Source organism: Enterobacter sp. WPR_3_1 (assembly GCF_003635055.1).
In the GTDB taxonomy this organism is placed as follows: domain Bacteria; phylum Pseudomonadota; class Gammaproteobacteria; order Enterobacterales; family Enterobacteriaceae; genus Enterobacter; species Enterobacter ludwigii.
In genome coordinates this window covers 743,354-762,154 of the sequence record NZ_RBXU01000008.1, presented here as the reverse complement: position 1 = coordinate 762,154, position 18,801 = coordinate 743,354, and the positions used below count along the sequence as shown (strand labels likewise).

General features: G+C 57.0%; 16 protein-coding genes. 8 read left to right on the top strand and 8 right to left on the bottom strand.

Annotation, left to right across the window (positions count from 1 at the left end; all coding sequences use genetic code 11):
* Window positions 1-23: 23 nt before the first annotated feature.
* Entirely contained in the window at window positions 24-926 is a 903-nt protein-coding gene (locus BJ887_RS05395) for a LysR family transcriptional regulator (protein ID WP_063924850.1), read from the top strand.
* A gap of 17 nt (window positions 927-943) precedes the next feature.
* On the opposite strand, the gene BJ887_RS05390 is transcribed toward BJ887_RS05395, so the two are convergent.
* Both BJ887_RS05390 and BJ887_RS05385 read right to left on the bottom strand, forming a co-directional pair.
* The gene (locus tag BJ887_RS05390) at window positions 944-1,696 is read right to left on the bottom strand and encodes a phosphate/phosphite/phosphonate ABC transporter substrate-binding protein (RefSeq protein WP_063215232.1); all 753 of its coding nucleotides are present in this window, start codon (window positions 1,694-1,696) and stop codon (window positions 944-946) included.
* Complete coding sequence (locus BJ887_RS05385) at window positions 1,689-2,660, bottom strand: fatty acid desaturase (RefSeq protein WP_121339479.1); 972 nt, start codon at window positions 2,658-2,660, stop codon at window positions 1,689-1,691. Before BJ887_RS05385 ends, BJ887_RS05390 begins: the two co-directional genes overlap by 8 nt.
* Window positions 2,661-2,825: 165 nt before the next feature.
* On the opposite strand from BJ887_RS05385, the gene BJ887_RS05380 reads away from it, so the two are divergent.
* Window positions 2,826-3,806 (top strand): GlxA family transcriptional regulator, encoded by a 981-nt coding sequence (locus tag BJ887_RS05380; RefSeq protein WP_121339477.1) that lies wholly within the window; start codon window positions 2,826-2,828, stop codon window positions 3,804-3,806.
* 78 nt (window positions 3,807-3,884) lie between these two features.
* A complete protein-coding gene (gap, locus tag BJ887_RS05375) occupies window positions 3,885-4,895 on the top strand; it encodes a type I glyceraldehyde-3-phosphate dehydrogenase (RefSeq protein ID WP_040017756.1) in 1,011 nt (336 codons plus the stop codon).
* Between the two features lie 70 nt (window positions 4,896-4,965).
* Here the strand turns inward: gap and BJ887_RS05370 are convergent, their stop codons facing one another.
* Window positions 4,966-6,153 (bottom strand): MFS transporter, encoded by a 1,188-nt coding sequence (locus BJ887_RS05370; protein WP_032678410.1) that lies wholly within the window; start codon window positions 6,151-6,153, stop codon window positions 4,966-4,968.
* Between the two features lie 115 nt (window positions 6,154-6,268).
* On the opposite strand from BJ887_RS05370, the gene BJ887_RS05365 reads away from it, so the two are divergent.
* Window positions 6,269-7,225 (top strand): AraC family transcriptional regulator, encoded by a 957-nt coding sequence (locus tag BJ887_RS05365; protein WP_063156550.1) that lies wholly within the window; start codon window positions 6,269-6,271, stop codon window positions 7,223-7,225.
* Between the two features lie 361 nt (window positions 7,226-7,586).
* Entirely contained in the window at window positions 7,587-9,272 is a 1,686-nt protein-coding gene (locus BJ887_RS05360) for an alpha,alpha-trehalase (protein WP_121339475.1), read from the top strand.
* Window positions 9,273-9,344: 72 nt separating this feature from the next.
* On the opposite strand, the gene BJ887_RS05355 is transcribed toward BJ887_RS05360, so the two are convergent.
* Both BJ887_RS05355 and BJ887_RS05350 read right to left on the bottom strand, forming a co-directional pair.
* Window positions 9,345-11,447, bottom strand: coding sequence for a TonB-dependent siderophore receptor (locus tag BJ887_RS05355; RefSeq protein ID WP_121339473.1), 2,103 nt, complete (start codon window positions 11,445-11,447; stop codon window positions 9,345-9,347).
* A gap of 111 nt (window positions 11,448-11,558) precedes the next feature.
* Window positions 11,559-11,813 carry a GlsB/YeaQ/YmgE family stress response membrane protein gene (locus tag BJ887_RS05350; protein WP_010432765.1) on the bottom strand — a complete coding sequence of 85 codons (255 nt, stop codon included), beginning with the start codon at window positions 11,811-11,813 and terminating at the stop codon, window positions 11,559-11,561.
* A 207-nt stretch (window positions 11,814-12,020) separates the two neighbouring features.
* Here BJ887_RS05350 and BJ887_RS05345 point away from each other — a divergent pair, with 207 nt between their 5' ends.
* Complete coding sequence (locus BJ887_RS05345; RefSeq protein WP_020883443.1) at window positions 12,021-12,752, top strand: flagellar brake protein; 732 nt, start codon at window positions 12,021-12,023, stop codon at window positions 12,750-12,752.
* A 37-nt stretch (window positions 12,753-12,789) separates the two neighbouring features.
* Here the strand turns inward: BJ887_RS05345 and emtA are convergent, their stop codons facing one another.
* Window positions 12,790-13,401, bottom strand: a complete 612-nt coding sequence (gene emtA / locus BJ887_RS05340; RefSeq protein ID WP_014170571.1) for a membrane-bound lytic murein transglycosylase EmtA — start codon at window positions 13,399-13,401, stop codon at window positions 12,790-12,792.
* A 107-nt stretch (window positions 13,402-13,508) separates the two neighbouring features.
* Here emtA and ldcA point away from each other — a divergent pair, with 107 nt between their 5' ends.
* Complete coding sequence (gene ldcA, locus BJ887_RS05335; RefSeq protein ID WP_014170572.1) at window positions 13,509-14,423, top strand: muramoyltetrapeptide carboxypeptidase; 915 nt, start codon at window positions 13,509-13,511, stop codon at window positions 14,421-14,423.
* A 96-nt stretch (window positions 14,424-14,519) separates the two neighbouring features.
* On the top strand, window positions 14,520-16,253 hold the full coding sequence (locus BJ887_RS05330) for a potassium/proton antiporter (RefSeq protein WP_014170573.1): 1,734 nt from the start codon (window positions 14,520-14,522) through the stop codon (window positions 16,251-16,253).
* Window positions 16,254-16,313: 60 nt separating this feature from the next.
* On the opposite strand, the gene dadX is transcribed toward BJ887_RS05330, so the two are convergent.
* Together dadX and BJ887_RS05320 are read right to left on the bottom strand one after the other, a co-directional pair.
* The gene (dadX, locus tag BJ887_RS05325; protein WP_040017760.1) at window positions 16,314-17,384 is read right to left on the bottom strand and encodes a catabolic alanine racemase DadX; all 1,071 of its coding nucleotides are present in this window, start codon (window positions 17,382-17,384) and stop codon (window positions 16,314-16,316) included.
* Window positions 17,385-17,393: 9 nt separating this feature from the next.
* Complete coding sequence (locus BJ887_RS05320; RefSeq protein ID WP_020883441.1) at window positions 17,394-18,692, bottom strand: D-amino acid dehydrogenase; 1,299 nt, start codon at window positions 18,690-18,692, stop codon at window positions 17,394-17,396.
* Window positions 18,693-18,801: the final 109 nt, after the last annotated feature.

Genomic DNA, 18,801 nt, shown 5'->3' with positions numbered 1-18,801 from the left:
GGCTTTCCGCGCAGAGAAATACGATGGATATAAAACAGTTAAAGTACTTAATCGCACTCGATCAGACCCGGCATTTTGGTAAAGCAGCCTCGCAGTGCAACATCACCCAGCCGACCCTCTCCATGCGTATTCGCAGCCTGGAAGAGGAGCTGGGGCTGGTGCTGATTACTCGCGGGCAACGTTTTGAAGGCTTTACGCCCGAAGGCGAACGCATTCTGGCATGGGCGCGCGCGGTGCTGGCCGCTCACGACGGCCTGCAGGCCGAAGCCTCGCTGTGCAAAGGGCAAGTGGTGGGTGAATTGCGTCTGGGAATGGTGCCGCTGGCCAGCGTGGATCCGATGATCTTTATCCGCCAGCTGACGCAAAAATACCCGGAGCTGACCTACAGCCTCTACTCAATGTCCTCGCAACAAATTGCCGACGGCGTCAGCCGGAATCAGCTTGAACTGGGGATTTGCTACCTGAACAGCATCGACACCCGTCCGTTTGATATTATCCAGCTGCCAAAAACCGAAATGGGTTTGCTGCACGATATCCGCCACTTCCAGCTGGATCAGGAGACGCTGACCTGGCAGGAACTGATGGCATTTCCGCTGGGGTTTCTGACCAAGGGGATGCATTATCGCGAGCATATGGAGGTGAGCTTTAAATCTGCCGGCATTAATCCCGAGTCTGTCTTCGAAAGCGATTCCACTTTCCAGATCATTCAGGCGGTACAAAGCGGCGTCTGCTGTGCCGTGATGCCGCTGAACAACGGGCTGGAGAACCTGAACAGCCACTTCCGGATAACCCCCATAACCGACTCGAACATCGAAGCCCCGATCGGCCTGATCATGCGTCGACAGGCCCCCGTCTCCTCACTGGCACTGCGCTGTTTCAGCGACGCGCAGGCGCTTTATCTTGCAGAGAACAACGGCATTGAGTGAGGTCATGTGATAACGCGTCAGTCGAGCAACACCGAATAAGACTGACGCGTCACCACACTGAACCCGCCGATCAGCACCGCCTTGCAAACGTCCCGGTATTGCGGGGCATTCACCAGCGTGTTCAGCGCATCACGGAGAGCGTTAAGCGTTTCAGGGGATGTGTTGTGCGCGGTAATCAGCGGTAACCCGGGTGTCAGGGGAGTACTGTCGATCGCCGCCAGCCCGTCGAGCAACGCCGGTTCATGACGCTGCAGTAGCGCGTACGTCACGCAGTCGATAGCGGCGATATCGCCCTTACCCTCTTTTAGATCAATCAGCGACTGGCGATGGCTGCCGCTAAAGGTCGTCCGGGCAAAATAATGGCCATCGGGTGCAAGTGGCGCCACTTTTTTTCGCAGCGCGTGATAACCGGACTGCGAATCCGCAGAATTGCATACCGCCCATCGGCCGCGAAAATCAGCCAGTGTCCGGGTACGCTTCTGGGCGCGCGTCACCAGAAGGCTACGGTAATAAAACGCTTCGCAGCCCGGCGCCTGGTAGTGAAAACAGCCCACGACCTGTACGTCCGGCAATTGCGTCATCAGCGGGTAGCCGCAGGTCTGGCTGAGGACAAGCCCGGGCTGCTGCCAGTGGGCCAGCAGAGAATCATCGGGTACGCCCTCGCTCACCGGCACGCCGCGTTCGGCAAGCAGGTGCTGTACCGCTCGCCAGAGGGCATCCGTGTCGGCGCGATTGATGGCATACATCGGAAACGCCAGCGGGTTACTCATGACTTCCCTCGTGTTGACGCCCTGGGTGAGCGGTGACGTTGACCGCCCGCCTCCAGAACTGTCGCATCCATTCACTATAACCCCTGACCAGAAAACCATGGTTACGCTTCTGGTACGCCGCCCGGTTTTGCAGATAGACGCTTTTTAGCCCATACCACGGAACACCCGGTAAATCGTGATGGACTGAATGGTAGTTAAGATTTAAAAACAGCACCCGCCAGAACAGCCCTGCTTCGTTGATGACAGAACGCGCCAGCGGATCATCCGCCGCGCGATGTTCATAGAAGGAGCGCACTTTGGTCAGCGCCAGCGCCGGATAACTTACCGCCAGCACAAACCAGACGGGCGAGAAACCGTTGTGCATCATCCAGGCAAACAGCGCTGCCAGCAGCGACGCGTGGACAAGCCACATTGCCATTGCGCGCAGGTGAAGATGGCGAAACGCCGTCACGGCGCTGGCCAGCGTCTGCAGGATATCCAGCAGCGGTGCCAGCAACAGCCGGCCGCAGAAGGTATTCCGTGCATGGATCACGCGCTTGTGCCAGGGCGAAAAGCGTGCCCAGCTCTCCTCGGTAAAATAGTACGACTCCGGGTCATCCACCGGGATCGTCAGGCTATCGTGGCGATGATGGGCAAGATGAGAGTCCCGGTACAGACCATACGGATACCACACCGCCAGCGGAAGCGTGCCAAACAGCGCGTTAAGCCAGGCAAAACGCGTGGGATGGCCGTGGATCAGTTCATGCTGGAGTGACATATACCAGGTGGTAAATCCGATGAGCAGCAGCGTAGCGGGCAGCAATCCCAGCGTTTTCCAGTACGCCAGCGTGGCAAACCAGCCACTGTAAAGGGTGATGATGACGATCCACGTGGGCAGTTCGCTTCGCCACAAAAACCCCGAGGCGAGGTGGTGAATTTGATCGCGTTGTTGCGGATGTAAATAGAGGGAGCTTTGTTTACCCATGCCTTCAGACGCCGTTTCGCCAGAGAGAATGCCCTGACGATCGGGGAAAACGCCTGAAATAACAAAGAACTTATATCGCTTTGCTTTGCCAGAAACGCGGGCAGCGCGAGATCTCCCTCTCGTTCGCAGCTTGACTTATTTTGCAATAAAGGTACTTTTCAGGACATGAAGAAGATCCTGATTATCGTCCCTGACGGCGGCATGCTGTTTGAAGCCGCCGGTATCGCAGACATTCTGATGCAGGCGAACCGGCTGCATCCGGAAGGCCTAGCCCATCCCTGTTACCGCATTATCATCGCCACCACCCAGCCTCACCAGGTGATCCACGGCCAGTCCGGCCTGAATCTGCTGGCGGATTATCGCCTGCCGGAGCTGGATCCGCGTGAACCGCTTGATACGATTATTATCACCGGCCGCGGAATGAACGAGCAGGAGAGCACGGCGGTGGTGGACTGGCTGCACCTGGCTGCGCCACACGCGCGGCGGATAGCCTCCATTTGCGGCGGCGCGATGCTGCTGGCCCAGACCGGCCTGCTTGATGGACGCCGGGCGACCACCCACTGGCGGCTGCTGGAGACCCTGCAAACCCAGTACCCGGCCATCCATGTGGAAGGTGGCCCGCTGTATATTCAGGACGGTCCCATCTGGACCTCCGGTGGGGTTAGCTCCGGGTTTGATTTGACCCTGGCGCTGGTGGAAGACGATTACGGTTTTACCCTCGCTCGCGAGGTGGCGCAGGATATGGTGATGTATCTGCGCCGCCCCGGCGGGCAGCTGCAGTTCAGTCGCTATAATCTTCAGCAGCCCGGCACCTCCGGCCCGATAAGCGACCTGCAAACCTGGATCCTGGAGAACCTGACCGCTGACCTGTGCGTGGAAAATCTGGCGCACAAAGCGGCGATGAGCCCGCGCAATTTCACCCGCGTGTTCACCCGTGAAACAGGCGCCTCTCCGGCGCGTTATGTCACTGAAGCACGCCTTGCCGCCGCCCGGCAACTGCTTGAACAGACCAGCAACCCTCTCGAACGCATTGCTGAGCAGAGCGGGTTTGGCAGCAGCATCAATTTGCGTCGCGTCTTTGAGAAACAACTCCACCTCACGCCTGGCGAGTATCGTCAGCGCTTCCACTGTCGCAAAATGGCATAATGTGATCCTTTTTTGTCGTTTACGCCATCCGGCCTGACGCCTACAGTGACTCCAGACAACAGAGATAAGGAGTGCACTATGGTTAAGGTCGGCATTAACGGTTTCGGCCGTATCGGACGTAATTTCCTGCGCGCGGCGCTGGGTAACCCGGATGTGCAGATTGTGGCAATTAACGATCTGACGGACAGCAAAACCCTCGCCCATCTGCTCAAACATGATTCCCTTCTCGGCACGCTGCCGGCTCCCGTTGAAGCCGCAGACGGGGCACTGCAGGTCGATGGCCAGCGGATCGTCGTCTTTAGCGAACGCGATCCGGCGAATATCGCGTGGCGTGATGCCGGCGTTGACGTGGTTATAGAAGCCACAGGCTTCTTTACGGAACGGGAAAAAGCAGCCGTGCATATCACGCACGGTGGGGCTAAGCGCGTCATCATCTCCGCCCCCGGCAAAAACGATGACCTGACGGTGGTCATGGGTGTCAACCATGAACAGTACGATCCGGCTCAGCATTACGTAGTGAGTAACGGCAGTTGTACGACCAATGGCCTGGCCCCCGCCGCTCAGGTTCTGCATCAGCAGTTCGGTATTGAGCATGGCCTGATGAACACCACGCACGCTTATACCAACAGTCAGGCACTGCACGATCAGCCAGAGAAGGATCTGCGCGGTGCACGTGCGGCAGCGCTGTCGATTGTGCCTTACTCCAGCGGTGCGGCGAAAGCGCTGGGGAAAGTGATCCCCTCACTTGACGGTAAACTGACCGGGTATTCCCTGCGCGTGCCGGTTCCGGTGGTGTCGATTGTGGATTTGACGGTAACCCTGAGCCGTGACGTTACCGCCGAGGAGGTGAATGACGCCTTCCGGAAAGCCGCTGCCAGTGGCCCCCTGAAAGGCATTCTGGGTTACAGCGATGAACCGCTGGTTTCCAGTGATTATCAGGGCGACCCGCGCTCGTCAATTATCGACGGGCTCTCCACCCTCGTGATTGGCGGCAAAATGGTGAAGATCCTGGCGTGGTATGACAACGAGTGGGGATTCTCAAACCGTCTGGTGGATCTGGCGGTGCTGATGGATAAGAAAGGGTTGTAACCTTCCCCCCGTTCCCACTCTGAGTGGGTGTCGCTGCCCGGTAGCCTTTCGCTGACCGGGCACGCGTTCGTCACTCTGCTTTGACTTTCACGCCCATAAATACAATTACCATGGCCGTCACCAGCAGGAAACCGCTGCCCGCGAAGACGCCGCTGGCACCGTTGAGGTCGAATACCGCCCCGCCCACTGCCGCACCGGCGCTTATCGCCAGCTGGATAGAGGCCACCAGCAGACCACCCGCACTTTCGGCTTCATCCGGCACGGTGGTGGCAAGCCACGTTGACCAGCCCACCGGTACCAGACCAAACGCAAAGCCCCACAGCGCGACCAGTAACCCGTCCAGCATCGCCAGATGACCAAACGCCACCATGGTGAGAGCAAGCACGCCCATCGCGAACGGTACCAGTGCCAGCGTCAGGCGCAGGTTACGCGCCAGCAGATGCCCGGCGACGGAGGTGCCGATGAAGTTGGCAATCCCAAAGCCCAGCAGGATCAGCGAGATGCTCTCCACGCTCGCCTGCCCCACCGTTTCAAGGAACGGACGCAGGTAGGTAAAGAAGGCAAAGTGGCCGCTGAAGATAAGAATGGTCGCCAGCATGCCGCCAATCATCCCCGGACGACGCAGCACGCGGAACAGCGTACTCAGGCTGCCGCTGCTTTCCGGCTTCATGGACGGCAGTACCCAGAGCTGCCACAGCAGCGCCAGCATGCTCGGCAGAATGCAGAGAATAAAGACGTTACGCCAGCCAATCAGGCTACCCAGATAGCTTCCCAGCGGCGCCGCCACCACCGTCGCAATCGAGACGCTGGAGAAGATCACCGCCAGCGCTTTCGGCACTTTATCGGCGGGCACCAGGCGCATCGCCGTGGCGGTCGACATCGCCCAGAATCCCCCGATCGCCACACCCAACAACAGCCGGCCCATCAGCAGGACGTGCAGCGTGGGCGCAAAGGCCACCAGCAGGCTGGAGATGATCTGCAGCACCGAGAAGAACATCAATACCCAGCGACGGTCGATATTTTTGGTGGCCGGCGTGATGAGCAACCCGGTGACCAGCGCCACCAGCGCAGTGGCCGTCACCGCTTGTCCGGCCATCCCCTCGGACACCCCCAGACTCGCGGCCATCGGCGTCAGCAAACTGGCGGGCAGGAATTCTGCTGTGATCAGGCCGAATACGCCGAGCCCCAGTGAGTAGACGGCTCGCCAGGCGGGTTTTGCAGGCGTGACCGCCTCTCTCGCCACGACACATGAATTCATCTGTTGTTCTCCCGTTATAAAAATGTGACAACTGTCGCAAAAGCATAGTGGGTTCACCCTGGACGATCTATGACATATAATCTCCACTTATTGATTATTCGTCCGGAGTTGCGACATGACCGCTCAGTCACCCGATTTGATCAGCGAACTTTTGCGCGGCATGCGCCTGTCGGGCGTGAAATACCGTCGGATTGAGGCCAGCGCGCCGTTTGGCGTGGCGTTTCACCAGGCGCCCGGCAAAGCCCAGTTCCATTTTGTCAGCCACGGTAGCGCCCTTTTGCGTATGGAGAGTGGCGCCACCTTCACGCTGAATGGCGGCGACGCCCTTTTTATCCCAAACGGCAACGCCCATGCCCTGCTCTCTGACGAGCACGCCAGCATTACCCCGGTCAGTGCATTCCCCAGCGAGCCTATCTGCGGTTCGGTCTGTGCGATCACCTGTGAGCCGTGTCCGGAAAGCGAGAACACCATCATCTTCAGTGGATGCATGGATTTTGAACTGGGCGGGATGCAGCCGCTGATCAAGGCGATGCCGGAAGTGATGATGGTGAGCCGGCTGATGTCCACATGGCCGGAAATTCATCCGCTGCTGGCAGCGATGGAGCGGGAATCAATGACCCGCCAGGCCGGATTCGCCGGGATCCTCGCGCGACTTGCCGACGTGGTGGCCGCGTTGATCGTGCGTGGCTGGGTTGAAGGAGGCTGCGGCAAAGCTACCGGCTGGGTGCAGGTATTGCGCGACCCGCGTTTGAGCCGGGCCATTTACGCCATGCATCAGCAGCCAGGCCTGAACTGGAGCGTGGCGGATCTGGCGAAAGAAGCGGGCACTTCCCGCTCCGTGTTTGCTGAACGTTTTCTGGCGGCCACGGGAACCACACCGGCAAAATATCTCAGCGAACTGAGGATGCGGCTGGCCATTCAGTACATCCGCCACGAAAATCAGCCCATTGAAACCGTCGCGTTGCGTCTGGGGTACGGTTCACTGGCCGCGTTCAGTCGGGCATTTAAGCGCATTATTGGGCATGCGCCGGGCACATTGCGCGAGACCAGCCAGACCCCGGAAGAGGTCTGAGCCAGGCGTTAGCGCTGCGTATTTTTTGCCAGTCGCTTTCGCGATTTAATTATGGGGCGTGCTAAGGGAGAGCCTTGCGCTATTACGGAATAAAAGATCACTCCGCGCATTTTATTATCGCGCCATGATTTGCGCCCATTGATTAAATTAAAAGCAATATAATTATTTATCATAAAAAAGAATTACCTTTCATCGAGATAGCAAATTCTCCCAATTCCTTCCGGCGCATAACCAGACGGTAAATTGTCTGGTTATGCGCAAAATGGGATATTCGACACGCGAAGCGGCCAATATTCGTCTAAGGTTTTCAGGTGATTGATAACAGCGGCAACGCTGCTCAGCGAATACAGGAGATGAACCGATGATAAGACCTCGTACACTACGCCCTGCTCTTTTGCACCTGGCTTTGGGCGGCGCGTTACTCGGTGTGACAACATGGGGTTATGCGGAAGAACACCTCACCACCCAGACAAGCTCCCCCGATATTTTACTTGGTCCTCTCTTTAATGATGTGCAAAGTGCCAAACTGTTTCCCGATCAAAAGACCTTTGCTGACGCCGTGCCGAAAAGCGATCCGCTGATGATTCTGGCGGATTATCGGATGCAGCGCACTCAGTCTGGCTTCGATCTGAAGCACTTTGTGGAAATGAACTTTACGCTGCCAGCGGAGGGTGAAAAATACGTTCCGCCTGCCGGGCAAAGTTTGCGTGCACACATTGATGACCTCTGGCCCGTACTGACCCGCACCACCGATAAAGCGAGTAATAAGTGGGATTCCCTTCTGCCGCTGCCTAAACCCTATGTCGTGCCTGGCGGACGTTTTCGCGAGGTCTACTACTGGGACAGTTATTTCACCATGTTAGGGCTGGCTGAGAGTGGCCACTGGGACAAAATCAGCGATATGGTCGACAACTTCGCTTACGAGCTGGACAGCTGGGGACATATCCCGAACGGCAACCGCAGCTACTACCTGAGCCGCTCCCAGCCTCCGTTCTTCGCGCTGATGGTCGAGTTGCTGGCGACCCATGACAGCGATGCGCTGAAGAAATACCGTCCGCAAATGGAGAAAGAGTACGCCTACTGGATGGAGGGGGCCGACACGCTGCAGGCCGGACAAGCCAACAAACGTGTGGTGAAGCTGGACGATGGCTCAGTGCTCAACCGCTACTGGGATGACCGCGATACGCCGCGTCCTGAATCCTGGCTCGATGATATTACCACCGCTAAAAGCAATCCTAACCGACCGGCCACGGAGATCTACCGCGATTTACGCTCAGCGGCCGCCTCGGGGTGGGACTTTAGCTCCCGCTGGATGGACGATCCGCAAAAACTGGGCACGATCCGCACCACCAGCATTGTGCCTGTCGATCTTAACGCCCTGATGTTTAAGATGGAAAAACTGCTGGCCAGGGCAAGCCAGGCATCCGGCGATACCTCCGCTGCCAGCAAGTATGACGCGCTGGCGACCGCGCGTCAGAAAGCGATCGAGAGCCATCTGTGGAATGATAAAGAGGGCTGGTACGCGGATTACGATCTTAAGAGCAAAAAGGTGCGTAATCAGCTTACGGCAGCCGCACTTTATCCGCTCTATGTGAAGGCGGCTTCGCAGGATCGCGCTGATAAGGTCGCTGCAGCGGCATCGTCACGCCTGCTCAAACCGGGCGGCATTTCCACCACCACCATCAACAGCGGCCAGCAGTGGGATGCACCTAACGGCTGGGCACCGTTGCAGTGGGTGGCGACAGAGGGGTTGCAGAATTACGGGCAGGATAAGGTGGCAATGGATGTGACCTGGCGCTTCCTGAAAAATGTTCAGCATACCTATGACCGCGAACAGAAGCTGGTAGAGAAGTACGACGTTTCGAGTACCGGTACAGGGGGCGGCGGCGGCGAATATCCGCTGCAGGATGGCTTCGGCTGGAGCAACGGCGTGACGCTGAAAATGCTGGATCTGGTGTGTCCGAAAGAGAAACCGTGCGACAGCGTGCCGGAGAATCAGCCGGCGGCAAACGATGCTGTCGCGCCGGCGAAAAGTACGGCGCAATAAAGCGGCCGCATTCCCTCACCCTCTCCCACCAGGAGAGGGTGAATGGGCCGTCTTACGGGGTTTAACAGGGCGTCAGAAGCTGTAGCTCGCGCCTAACTGATAGGTTCGGTCACGTCCAATCCAGCAGTTGGTCGCATCGTAACAGGTCAACGTCTCTTTATTGGTGATGTTCTGCGCGCTCGCTTTCAGGGTCAGCCCTTCAAGCGAAGGCAGAATTTCGCCCATCCGATAGGATGCCGCCAGATCGTACTGCGTGGTGCCACCGAGTTTACCCGCGTCGTTCGCCGGTGAAATCTCCATCGGCCCGGTGTAGCGCGCCCCGGCCCCCAGCATCAATCCTTTCAGTGGCGTATTCTCAAAGGTGTAATCCCCCCACAGGTTGAATGCATTTTCCGGCACCTGCGTAGGGCGTTTGCCCTGATACTTATCGTCCTGCGTATTGATGGCGTGAGTGTATGCGTAGTTGGCCATCAGGTTCAGATTGTCTGTCGGACGGCCAATCACAGACAACTCCGCCCCTTTAGACTCCACTTCGCCGGTCTGACGATAGTTCAGGAAGCCGGGATCGGAGGTGACGACATTCTTCTGGCGAATACTAAACACCGAGGCGGTAAAGGTGGTGGCGTACTCTGCCAGCAGATATTTCACCCCGCCCTCCACCTGCTTGCTGGTGGTCGGCTTGACCTCTTTCGCCGTCAGGGTTCCCTGCGGCGAGACCGGGGCAAACCCTTCTGAATAGCTGATAAACGGAGAGAGACCGTTGTCGAAGGCGTAGAGCGCGCCCAGTCGTTTGGTAACGCGATCCTGCGATACCCACGCCTTGTCGCCGTTATGCAGATAATCGGTGGTGACGGAGCGATAATCATCATAGCGCAGGCTGCCCAACAGATTTAAGCCGCCAAACTCCACCTGATCCTGCAGGTAATACCCATTCTGCTGATAGCTCAGACGGTTTTTCTGCGCGGTATACAGCCCCAGCGCATCCTCATGGACCTGTGAATAGTCCGGATTGCGCATATCAATCCCCGGTGTTGTCGAGGCATAGCGGTAGTGGAAGTGGGAATTCAGCTTTTGGTAATCAAACCCGGCCAGCAGATGGTGTTTCCACTCACCCAGCGCAACGGTTTTGGTCACCTGATTATCAATGTTGACGCTCCGGAGATCTTCATCCGTGGTGTAGGCAAAGCGGTTAAGCTGGTTGACTTCACTGCCCGGCCCGGTTGCATAAATACTGCGCTGGTGGGTATCGATGTCAAAATAGCGTGCCTTCTGGTTAAAGCCCCAGCCGCTGTCAAATTCATGTTCAAAGCTGTAACCCAGCATCCACTGGCGCTGTTTAAACCCGCTCCATTCGTCGCCGGCATAATCTCGCTTGCCCGCATATTTCGAACGCAGCCAGGCGAGCGGCAGCGGGTTAGACGGCGTCAGGCTTGGGGAGTTTTGCGCCAGCGCATCAAGGGTGAGACGCGTTTTGTTGTCCGGTTGCCAGGTGACAGACGGCGCAACCAGGTAGTTTTCATACCGGGAGGTGTGCGGCTGATCGTCACTCTCCGTCGCTTTCCCCAGCAGACGGTAGTTCCAGTCGCTATCGGCAATTTGCCCGGTCGAATCCAGATACCCCTCTTTCAGGTTACGGTTGCCGGTGTTAAAGCCCAGTTCGGTCCGGGCGGCTTGTTGCGGTTTTTTACTCTGAATATTCACCAGCCCACCCGGCGAGGCACCGCCGTACAGTACCGATGAGGGACCTTTGAGGATATCAACGCTTTCAACCAACAGCGGATCGATGCGGGCTTTGGTATTGCCGGTAACGTTATAGGGCAACTGCAGCCCGTTGTAGAACTCCTGATCGACGGTAAATCCGCGAATTTTATATTCGCTCATGTAGGAGGTGTTTCCGCGCACCTCGGTCGACACACCCGGTGCATAGCGCAGGATCTCATTCACGGAGTTCGCGTGACGTTTATCGATTTCCTGTGCCGACAGGGTATTGATCACCTGCGGGGTTTTACTCTCGGCAACGGCTGATTTGGTTGCGCTGTTCGTCCAGTCGGGCAGTACGCTGCCCTGCGCTGAGTCCGTGACTACGATGGTTGATTCTTCGGCAAACGCCTGTACCTGCAATGCCAGCGTCACGGCTCCTGCCAACGCGCATAACGTGAAACGAGAGGGGTTCATAAAGTCGTCTTGTGATTAAATGTAATCAGGAACGACAATTATTATCATTTCGATTAGCAAATCAATATGCACGTAAAAAAACGGCCCTCCTTGAGAGCCGTTTTAGTGAAGTTATGCCCGTCGCAGTAACCTGAAAATGCCCAGCACCACAATGGCACCCACGACAGCCACCAGGAAACTGTGCAGGTCAAAACCGCTGATGCTACCACCAAAGCCAAACATCGTCGCCAGCCAGCCGCCTACAACCGCCCCCACGACACCGAGCACACACGTCAGTATGAAGCCGCCGCCATCATTTCCCGGCATGATAAGTTTAGCGATAGCGCCAGCAATTAGACCAAAGATAATCCAGGCGATAATACCCATAGCGATGCCCTCTTGCAGGTTTAATGCATGCGCAGAAAACCTTCTGCGCAGGTAACTTAAGTATAGGTCATCCCTGGAAAACTAATTTCATCTCACCGACTTATCTTCTCTGCAATCTGAAAAAAAACTCATCGGTTTGTATTAAGTTTCATTGTGCAGTGCCGATAACGCAAAGACAGTCTGTCATCTATCAAGGAGCCATCCGGCGTGAGTAATTACAGTGAGCAGTTCCTCAAGCAAAATCCGCTGGCTGTATTAGGGGTATTGCGTGACCTGCAAAAAGGTGAAGTGCCGCTGCGCATCAGCTGGTCAAACAATCAGTTCATCAGCAAGATCCTCGACGTCTCGCAGGAGCGACTGGTTATCGATCTGGGCAGTCAGGAGTATGAAAACCGCGCCGCACTGAAAGCAGAGAAACTCGCGGTGATGGCAGAGACCCACGGTGCAAAAGTGGAATTTGTGCTTCCGCGCCTTGAGATGAGCGAATACCAGGGTCTTCCCGCCTTTGTCACACCGCTGCCTGCCAACCTGTGGTTTGTGCAGCGCCGGGAATATTTCCGCATCAGCGCCCCCCTTCACCCTGCCTATTTTTGTAAGGCTAAAATGCCGGACAAAAAAGAGCTCCGTTTCCGCCTCTTCGACCTGTCGCTGGGCGGTATGGGCGCGCTGATGGATACGCCGAAACCTGACGGACTGGTCGAAGGCATGCGATTCTCGCAAATTGAACTGGATATGGCCGGCTGGGGACGGTTTTATTTTGATGCCCAGTTGATTGCCATCAGCGAGCGTAAGGTGGTGGACAGCAAAAACGAAACGATTACCACGCCACGTTTGAGTTTCCGCTTCCTGAACGTCGGACCCGGTTCAGAGCGCGAACTGCAGCGCATTATCTTTGCACTGGAGCGCGAAGCACGGGAACGTGCGAATAAAGTTCTGTGAGGAAAACGGGCAGCGTGACCGCCGCCCGCCTGCGGCATTACATGGCATCCATCGCTTTCTGTACTTTCCAGATGTAACGCGGAGCCTGTGGTGCCGGATGATTTTTCGCCACATGTTCAACGAATTCATCTTTGTCCATGCCGTTAATCTCTTCTATCGCCTCTTTACGGTCAGAGGAGAAGGTTCGCAACAGCGCCCCGGCCCCGTTGACGTAAGAGACCACCAGCGCGTATTGCATCACTTCCGGGTCGTCGATGCCCTTCAGTACGCCATGCTCCAGAATGCTGAGATAGGCTGTCCCCATGGAGATATTACGCTCCGGGTTCTTCAGCTCGCTGGTCGACGGCTGACCGCTCCAGCCCATGTAGCGGTAGACCTCTTTACCTGCGGTAGACGCTTTAAGCTGCATCAGCCCCACTGCGTTTGATTTGCTGACAAGCGTGGGATTACCGCCGGATTCAACGGCAATAATCGCGGTGATAAGACGCGGACTGACGCCCCATGCCTTCCCGGCTTGCTCGCTGATCGGCATCCACTGCATGGCCCGTTTCACCGGCACTTCCGGGTTCCAGGGCGGATTTTGATAGTCATGTCTGGAACTACAGCCCGCAAGCAACACAATCAAAAAAGCAAACCATCTCAATTTCACGTCATCTATCCTTATAGCCGGTCATCGCAGTGCGCCGCCCCTTGAAGCGGGCAGCGTATAAGCGGCATGATATAGACAATTAGTTTCTCATTCAGCAAGGAATTGCCATGTCTCAGTTTCATCTTATCGCACCGTCGGGCTACTGCATCAATCAAGACGCGGCACAACGGGGCGTTCAGCGCTTACTGGGCTTCGGCCACCAGGTAGAAAATCAGACGATTATCCCTCGCCGCCAGCAGCGTTTTGCCGGCACCGAGGCCCAGAGACTGAATGATATCAACAGCCTGGTGAACCTGAAGGGTGAGGATCGGATCGTGCTTGCGGTGCGGGGGGGCTACGGTGCGAGCCGGTTACTGGAGAGCATTGACTGGCAAGGTCTGGCACAGCGTCAACAGCAGGACCCGCTGCTGATATGCGGCCACAGCGACTTCACGGTGATCCAGCTTGGGCTGCTGGCGCTGCATAACGTCATTACCTTCAGCGGCCCGATGCTGGCCGGAAATTTTGGTGCGCCAGCGCTCGATGCGTTTACCCTTGAGCATTTCTGGCGCGCCCTGCGAAACCCAACCTACAGCATAACGTGGCAAGGCCAGGGGCCGCACTGGGCCTGTGAAGGCCAACTCTGGGGCGGTAACCTGGCAATGCTGGTCTCGCTCATCGGTACGCCGTGGCTGCCGGACATCGAAGACGGTATTCTGGTGCTGGAAGATATTAACGAACATCCGTTCCGCGTCGAGCGCATGTTATTGCAGCTTTATCATGCCGGGATCCTTGAACGTCAGTCAGCAATTGTGCTGGGCAGTTTTAGCGGTGCGGCACCCAATGATTACGACGCCGGTTACTCCCTTGAAACGATGGTTGATTTCATCCGTTCCCGTCTCGATATCCCGGTTATCACTGGTCTGGATTTTGGCCATGAGCAACAAACCGTAACCCTTGCGCTGGGGGCACATGCGTCCCTGATACATGATGATTCAGGCAGTCGGTTAACAATAAGCGGTCATCCGGTCATAAAGGCATAAAAAAGCCGTTAAACCCCTTAATAAAACGCTGTTGCCGTGGTTAATATGTTAGGGTTTTAGTAACAGCGTTAACATTGAGGTGGGAGTAAGACAACATTGGATGCCGCAGCGATAATCAGCCTTTTCATTCTGGGTTCTGTGCTTGTAACCTGTAGTATATTATTAAGTTCATTTTCATCGCGTCTCGGCATACCTATTCTCGTTATTTTCCTTGCTATCGGCATGCTGGCTGGCATCGATGGCATCGGCGGTATTCCTTTCGATAACTACCCTTTCGCCTACATGGTGAGTAACCTCGCGCTGGCAGTGATCCTGCTGGACGGCGGGATGCGCACTCAGGCGAGCTCGTTCCGCGTCGCCTTAGGGCCAGCGCTGTCGCTCGCGACCGTAGGCGTATTAATCACATCCGGCCTGACCGGGATGATGGCCGCCTGGCTGTTCCATCTCAATATCATGGAAGGCTTGCTGATTGGCGCTATTGTCGGTTCAACCGATGCGGCGGCGGTCTTTTCCCTGCTTGGCGGTAAAGGGCTTAACGAACGTGTTGGCTCCACGCTTGAGATTGAATCCGGCAGTAACGATCCCATGGCGGTGTTTCTCACCATCACGCTGATTGAGATGATCCAGCAGCACGAAAGCGGGCTGAGCTGGATGTTTGCCTGGCATATCCTGCAGCAGTTTGGTCTGGGGATTATTCTTGGCCTCGGCGGCGGCTATCTCCTGCAGCAGATGATCAACCGGATTTCACTTCCCGCCGGGCTTTACCCTCTGCTGGCGCTGAGCGGGGGCATTCTGATTTTTGCCGTCACCACCGCGCTGGATGGCAGCGGCATTCTTGCCGTCTACCTCTGCGGCTTCCTGATGGGTAACCGCCCTATTCGCAACCGTCACGCCATTTTGCAGAACTTCGACGGACTGGCCTGGCTGGCGCAGATTGGCATGTTCCTGGTGCTTGGCCTGCTGGTTACCCCTTCAGACCTGCTGCCTATCGCCGTGCCGGCGCTGATGCTGTCGGCGTGGATGATCTTCTTCGCCCGTCCACTGTCGGTGTTTGCAGGCCTGCTGCCGTTTCGCGGCTTTAACCTGCGCGAGCGTATCTTTATCAGTTGGGTGGGTCTGCGCGGCGCGGTGCCGATTATCCTTGCCGTGTTCCCGATGATGGCGGGTCTGGATAACGCCCGACTGTTCTTCAACGTCGCATTCTTCGTTGTTTTGATTTCACTCCTCTTCCAGGGCACGTCACTCGGCTGGGCGGCGAAAAAGGCAAAAGTGGTGATCCCCCCCGTTGGCTGGCCCGTCTCCCGGGTGGGGCTGGATATTCATCCGGAAAACCCGTGGGAACAGTTTGTGTATCAGCTTAGCGAAGACAAATGGTGCGTGGGCGCGTCGCTGCGCGATCTGCATATGCCCGCCGAAACGCGGATTGCCGCGTTGTTCCGCGACAATGTTCTGCTTCACCCTACCGGCAGCACCCGTCTGCGTGAAGGGGATATTTTGTGCGTGATTGGCCGCGAGCGCGACCTGCCCGCGCTGGGTAAATTGTTCAGCCAGTCGCCACCGGTGGCGCTGGATCAGCGTTTCTTCGGCGATTTTATTCTGGAAGCGAGCGCCAAATTTGCAGATGTTGCCTTGATTTACGGTCTGGATGAAGGGCTGGAGTATCGCGATAAGCAGCAAACGCTGGGGGAAATTATCCAGCAACTGCTTGGCGCAGCACCCGTTGTCGGTGACCAGGTCGAGTTTGCCGGGATGATCTGGACAGTGGCCGAGAAAGAAGATAACGCGGTACGCAAAGTCGGCGTAAGGCCGATGGAAGAAGAGTCAGAGTAGTTTAGGTTTCGTGTCTTACTGGCCGGGGAAGGCGTTATCGCCCCCCGGCACATCGCATAGTTACACCGTCACAACCGGTACGCGCGGCGCCAGAGCGCACATCAGCTCATAGCCAACGGTTCCTGCAGCAGCGGCCACATCGTCAATTTTAATTTCATTTCCCCACAGCTCAACCGGTGAACCAATCCCCGCCTGCGGGCACGGCGTGAGGTCTACCGCGAGCATATCCATTGAGACCGTCCCCACGGTACCCGTGCGAACACCATCCACCCACACCGGCGTGCCGGTCGGAGCGATACGCGGGTAGCCGTCGGCATAGCCTCCCGCCACAATGCCAATTCGCTGTTCGCCTGTCGCCCGGTAACGGCTGCCGTAGCCCACCGTGGAACCGGCCTTCAGCGTTTGTACGCCGATGATTTCGCTGCGCAGGGTCATCACCGGTTTCAGGCCGCTGTTAGCAATATCCTGCCACTGCCCTGACGGTGACGCGCCGTACAGAATGATCCCCGGGCGTACCCAGCTGTAGTGCGCCTCCGGGTGCCACAGCGTGGCCGCCGAGTTAGAGAGCGAGCGCGAACACGCCAGACCTTCAGCCGCCTGCTCAATCCGCACCATCGCCTCGGCGATGCCATCGGGCTTTTCCGCGTCGGCAAAGTGCGCCATCAGCGTCATTTCGCCCACATTCCTGATGCCGCGCAGCTGTTGCCATACCGTATGTACCCGCTCGGGCTGGAAGCCCAGGCGGTTCATGCCGCTGTTCACCTTGAGATAAATGTCGAGCGGAGCATGCAGTCTGGCGTCCTGCAGGGCTTTAACCTGCCAGTTGCTGTGAATGCTGGTGGTCAGCCGGTACTTATCCAGCAACGGCAGATCGTCGGCATGGAAGAACCCTTCCAGCAATAAGATAGGGCCTTTCCAGCCGCGCTCGCGCAGCAAAATGGCCTCTTCCAGATTCAGTAACGCAAAACCGTCGGTCGCGCTGAGCGCGCTCCAGATGCGGTCAATACCGTGGCCGTAGGCGTTCGCTTTCACCACCGACCAGACACGTGAACCTGGCGCAGCACGGCGAACAATCTGCAGGTTATCCTTCAGGGCCTGCAAGTCCAGCTGAGCCAGAACAGGACGGGACATGACAACTCCTTAGTTATGCGCGCCGTGCAGGTGCTGTGGACGCGAGGGGGTGAACCCAGATTGATAGCGCGCGGCACTTAAATCGTCAAACGGAATTGCCGGGGTGCGCCCGGAAATCAAGTCGCTCAACAGCTGCCCTGAGCCACAGGCCATTGTCCAGCCGAGGGTGCCGTGTCCGGTATTCGTCCACAGGTTTTTGAACGGGGTGCGGCCCACAATCGGCGTGCCGTCTGGCGTCATTGGACGCAGACCGGTCCAGAACGTGGCCTGCTCGACAAAACCGCCGCGCGGGAAGAGATCGCCCACGACCATCTCCAGCGTTTCACGACGCGGCTGCAGCAGCTCGGTGTTGAAGCCGACAATCTCCGCCATGCCGCCTACGCGGATACGGTTGTCGAAACGGGTAATGGCGATTTTATAGGTTTCATCCAGAATGGTGGAGACGGGTGCACCGCTGTCCTCTTTCACCGGGATGGTCAGGGAGTACCCCTTCAGCGGATAGACCGGAATGTCCAGAATGCCCTTCAGCATGGCGGTGGAGTAAGAGCCAAAGGCCATGACGTAGGCATCCGCTTTGATCACCTCTTCGCCGCACTTCACGCCGTAAATATTACCGCCTTCCGACAGCAATTTATCGACGGGCGTGTTAAAGCGGAATGTTACCCCTGCCTGCTCGCACATCTGCGCCAGACGCTGGGTAAAGAGCTGACAGTCGCCGGTTTCATCGTTGGGTAAACGCAGGCCGCCCGTCAGTTTGTGGGACACCTCCGCCAGCGCCGGTTCAACCTGTCCCAGCTGACTGGCCTCGAGGAGTTGGTACGGAACACCGGCATCTTCCAGCACGGCGATATCGCGGGTGGCGTTTTCGTACTGTTGCGCCGTGCGGAACAGCTGCAGCGTACCGCCCTGACGGCCTTCGTACTCGATGCCTGTGGTGGCGCGCAAGGTTTTCAGGCAGTCACGGCTGTATTCCGCCAGACGCACCATACGCCCTTTGTTTTCCATGTAATGGCGGGTGTCGCAATTGCGCAGCATCTGCCACATCCACTTAAGCTGGAACTGCGTGCCGTCGAGGCTAATGGCCAGCGGCGCATGGCGCTGGAACATCCATTTAATCGCCTTCAGTGGCACGCCGGGAGCCGCCCACGGTGCCGCATAGCCCGGAGAGATTTGCCCGGCATTCGCCGCGCTGGTTTCCAGCGCAGGGCCTGGTTCACGATCGATAACGGTTACGTCATGCCCCGCCTGACTTAAATACCAGGCGCTGGTTACGCCAACCACACCACTTCCCAGTATGACAACACGCATAGCCACTCCATAATGTGCAAAAGAACAATCTTCTAATTACAGATTGATAACCTAGTTGAAAATATTATTCAACATACGACTTTTTTATGGTGACTTATCTCACATCTTC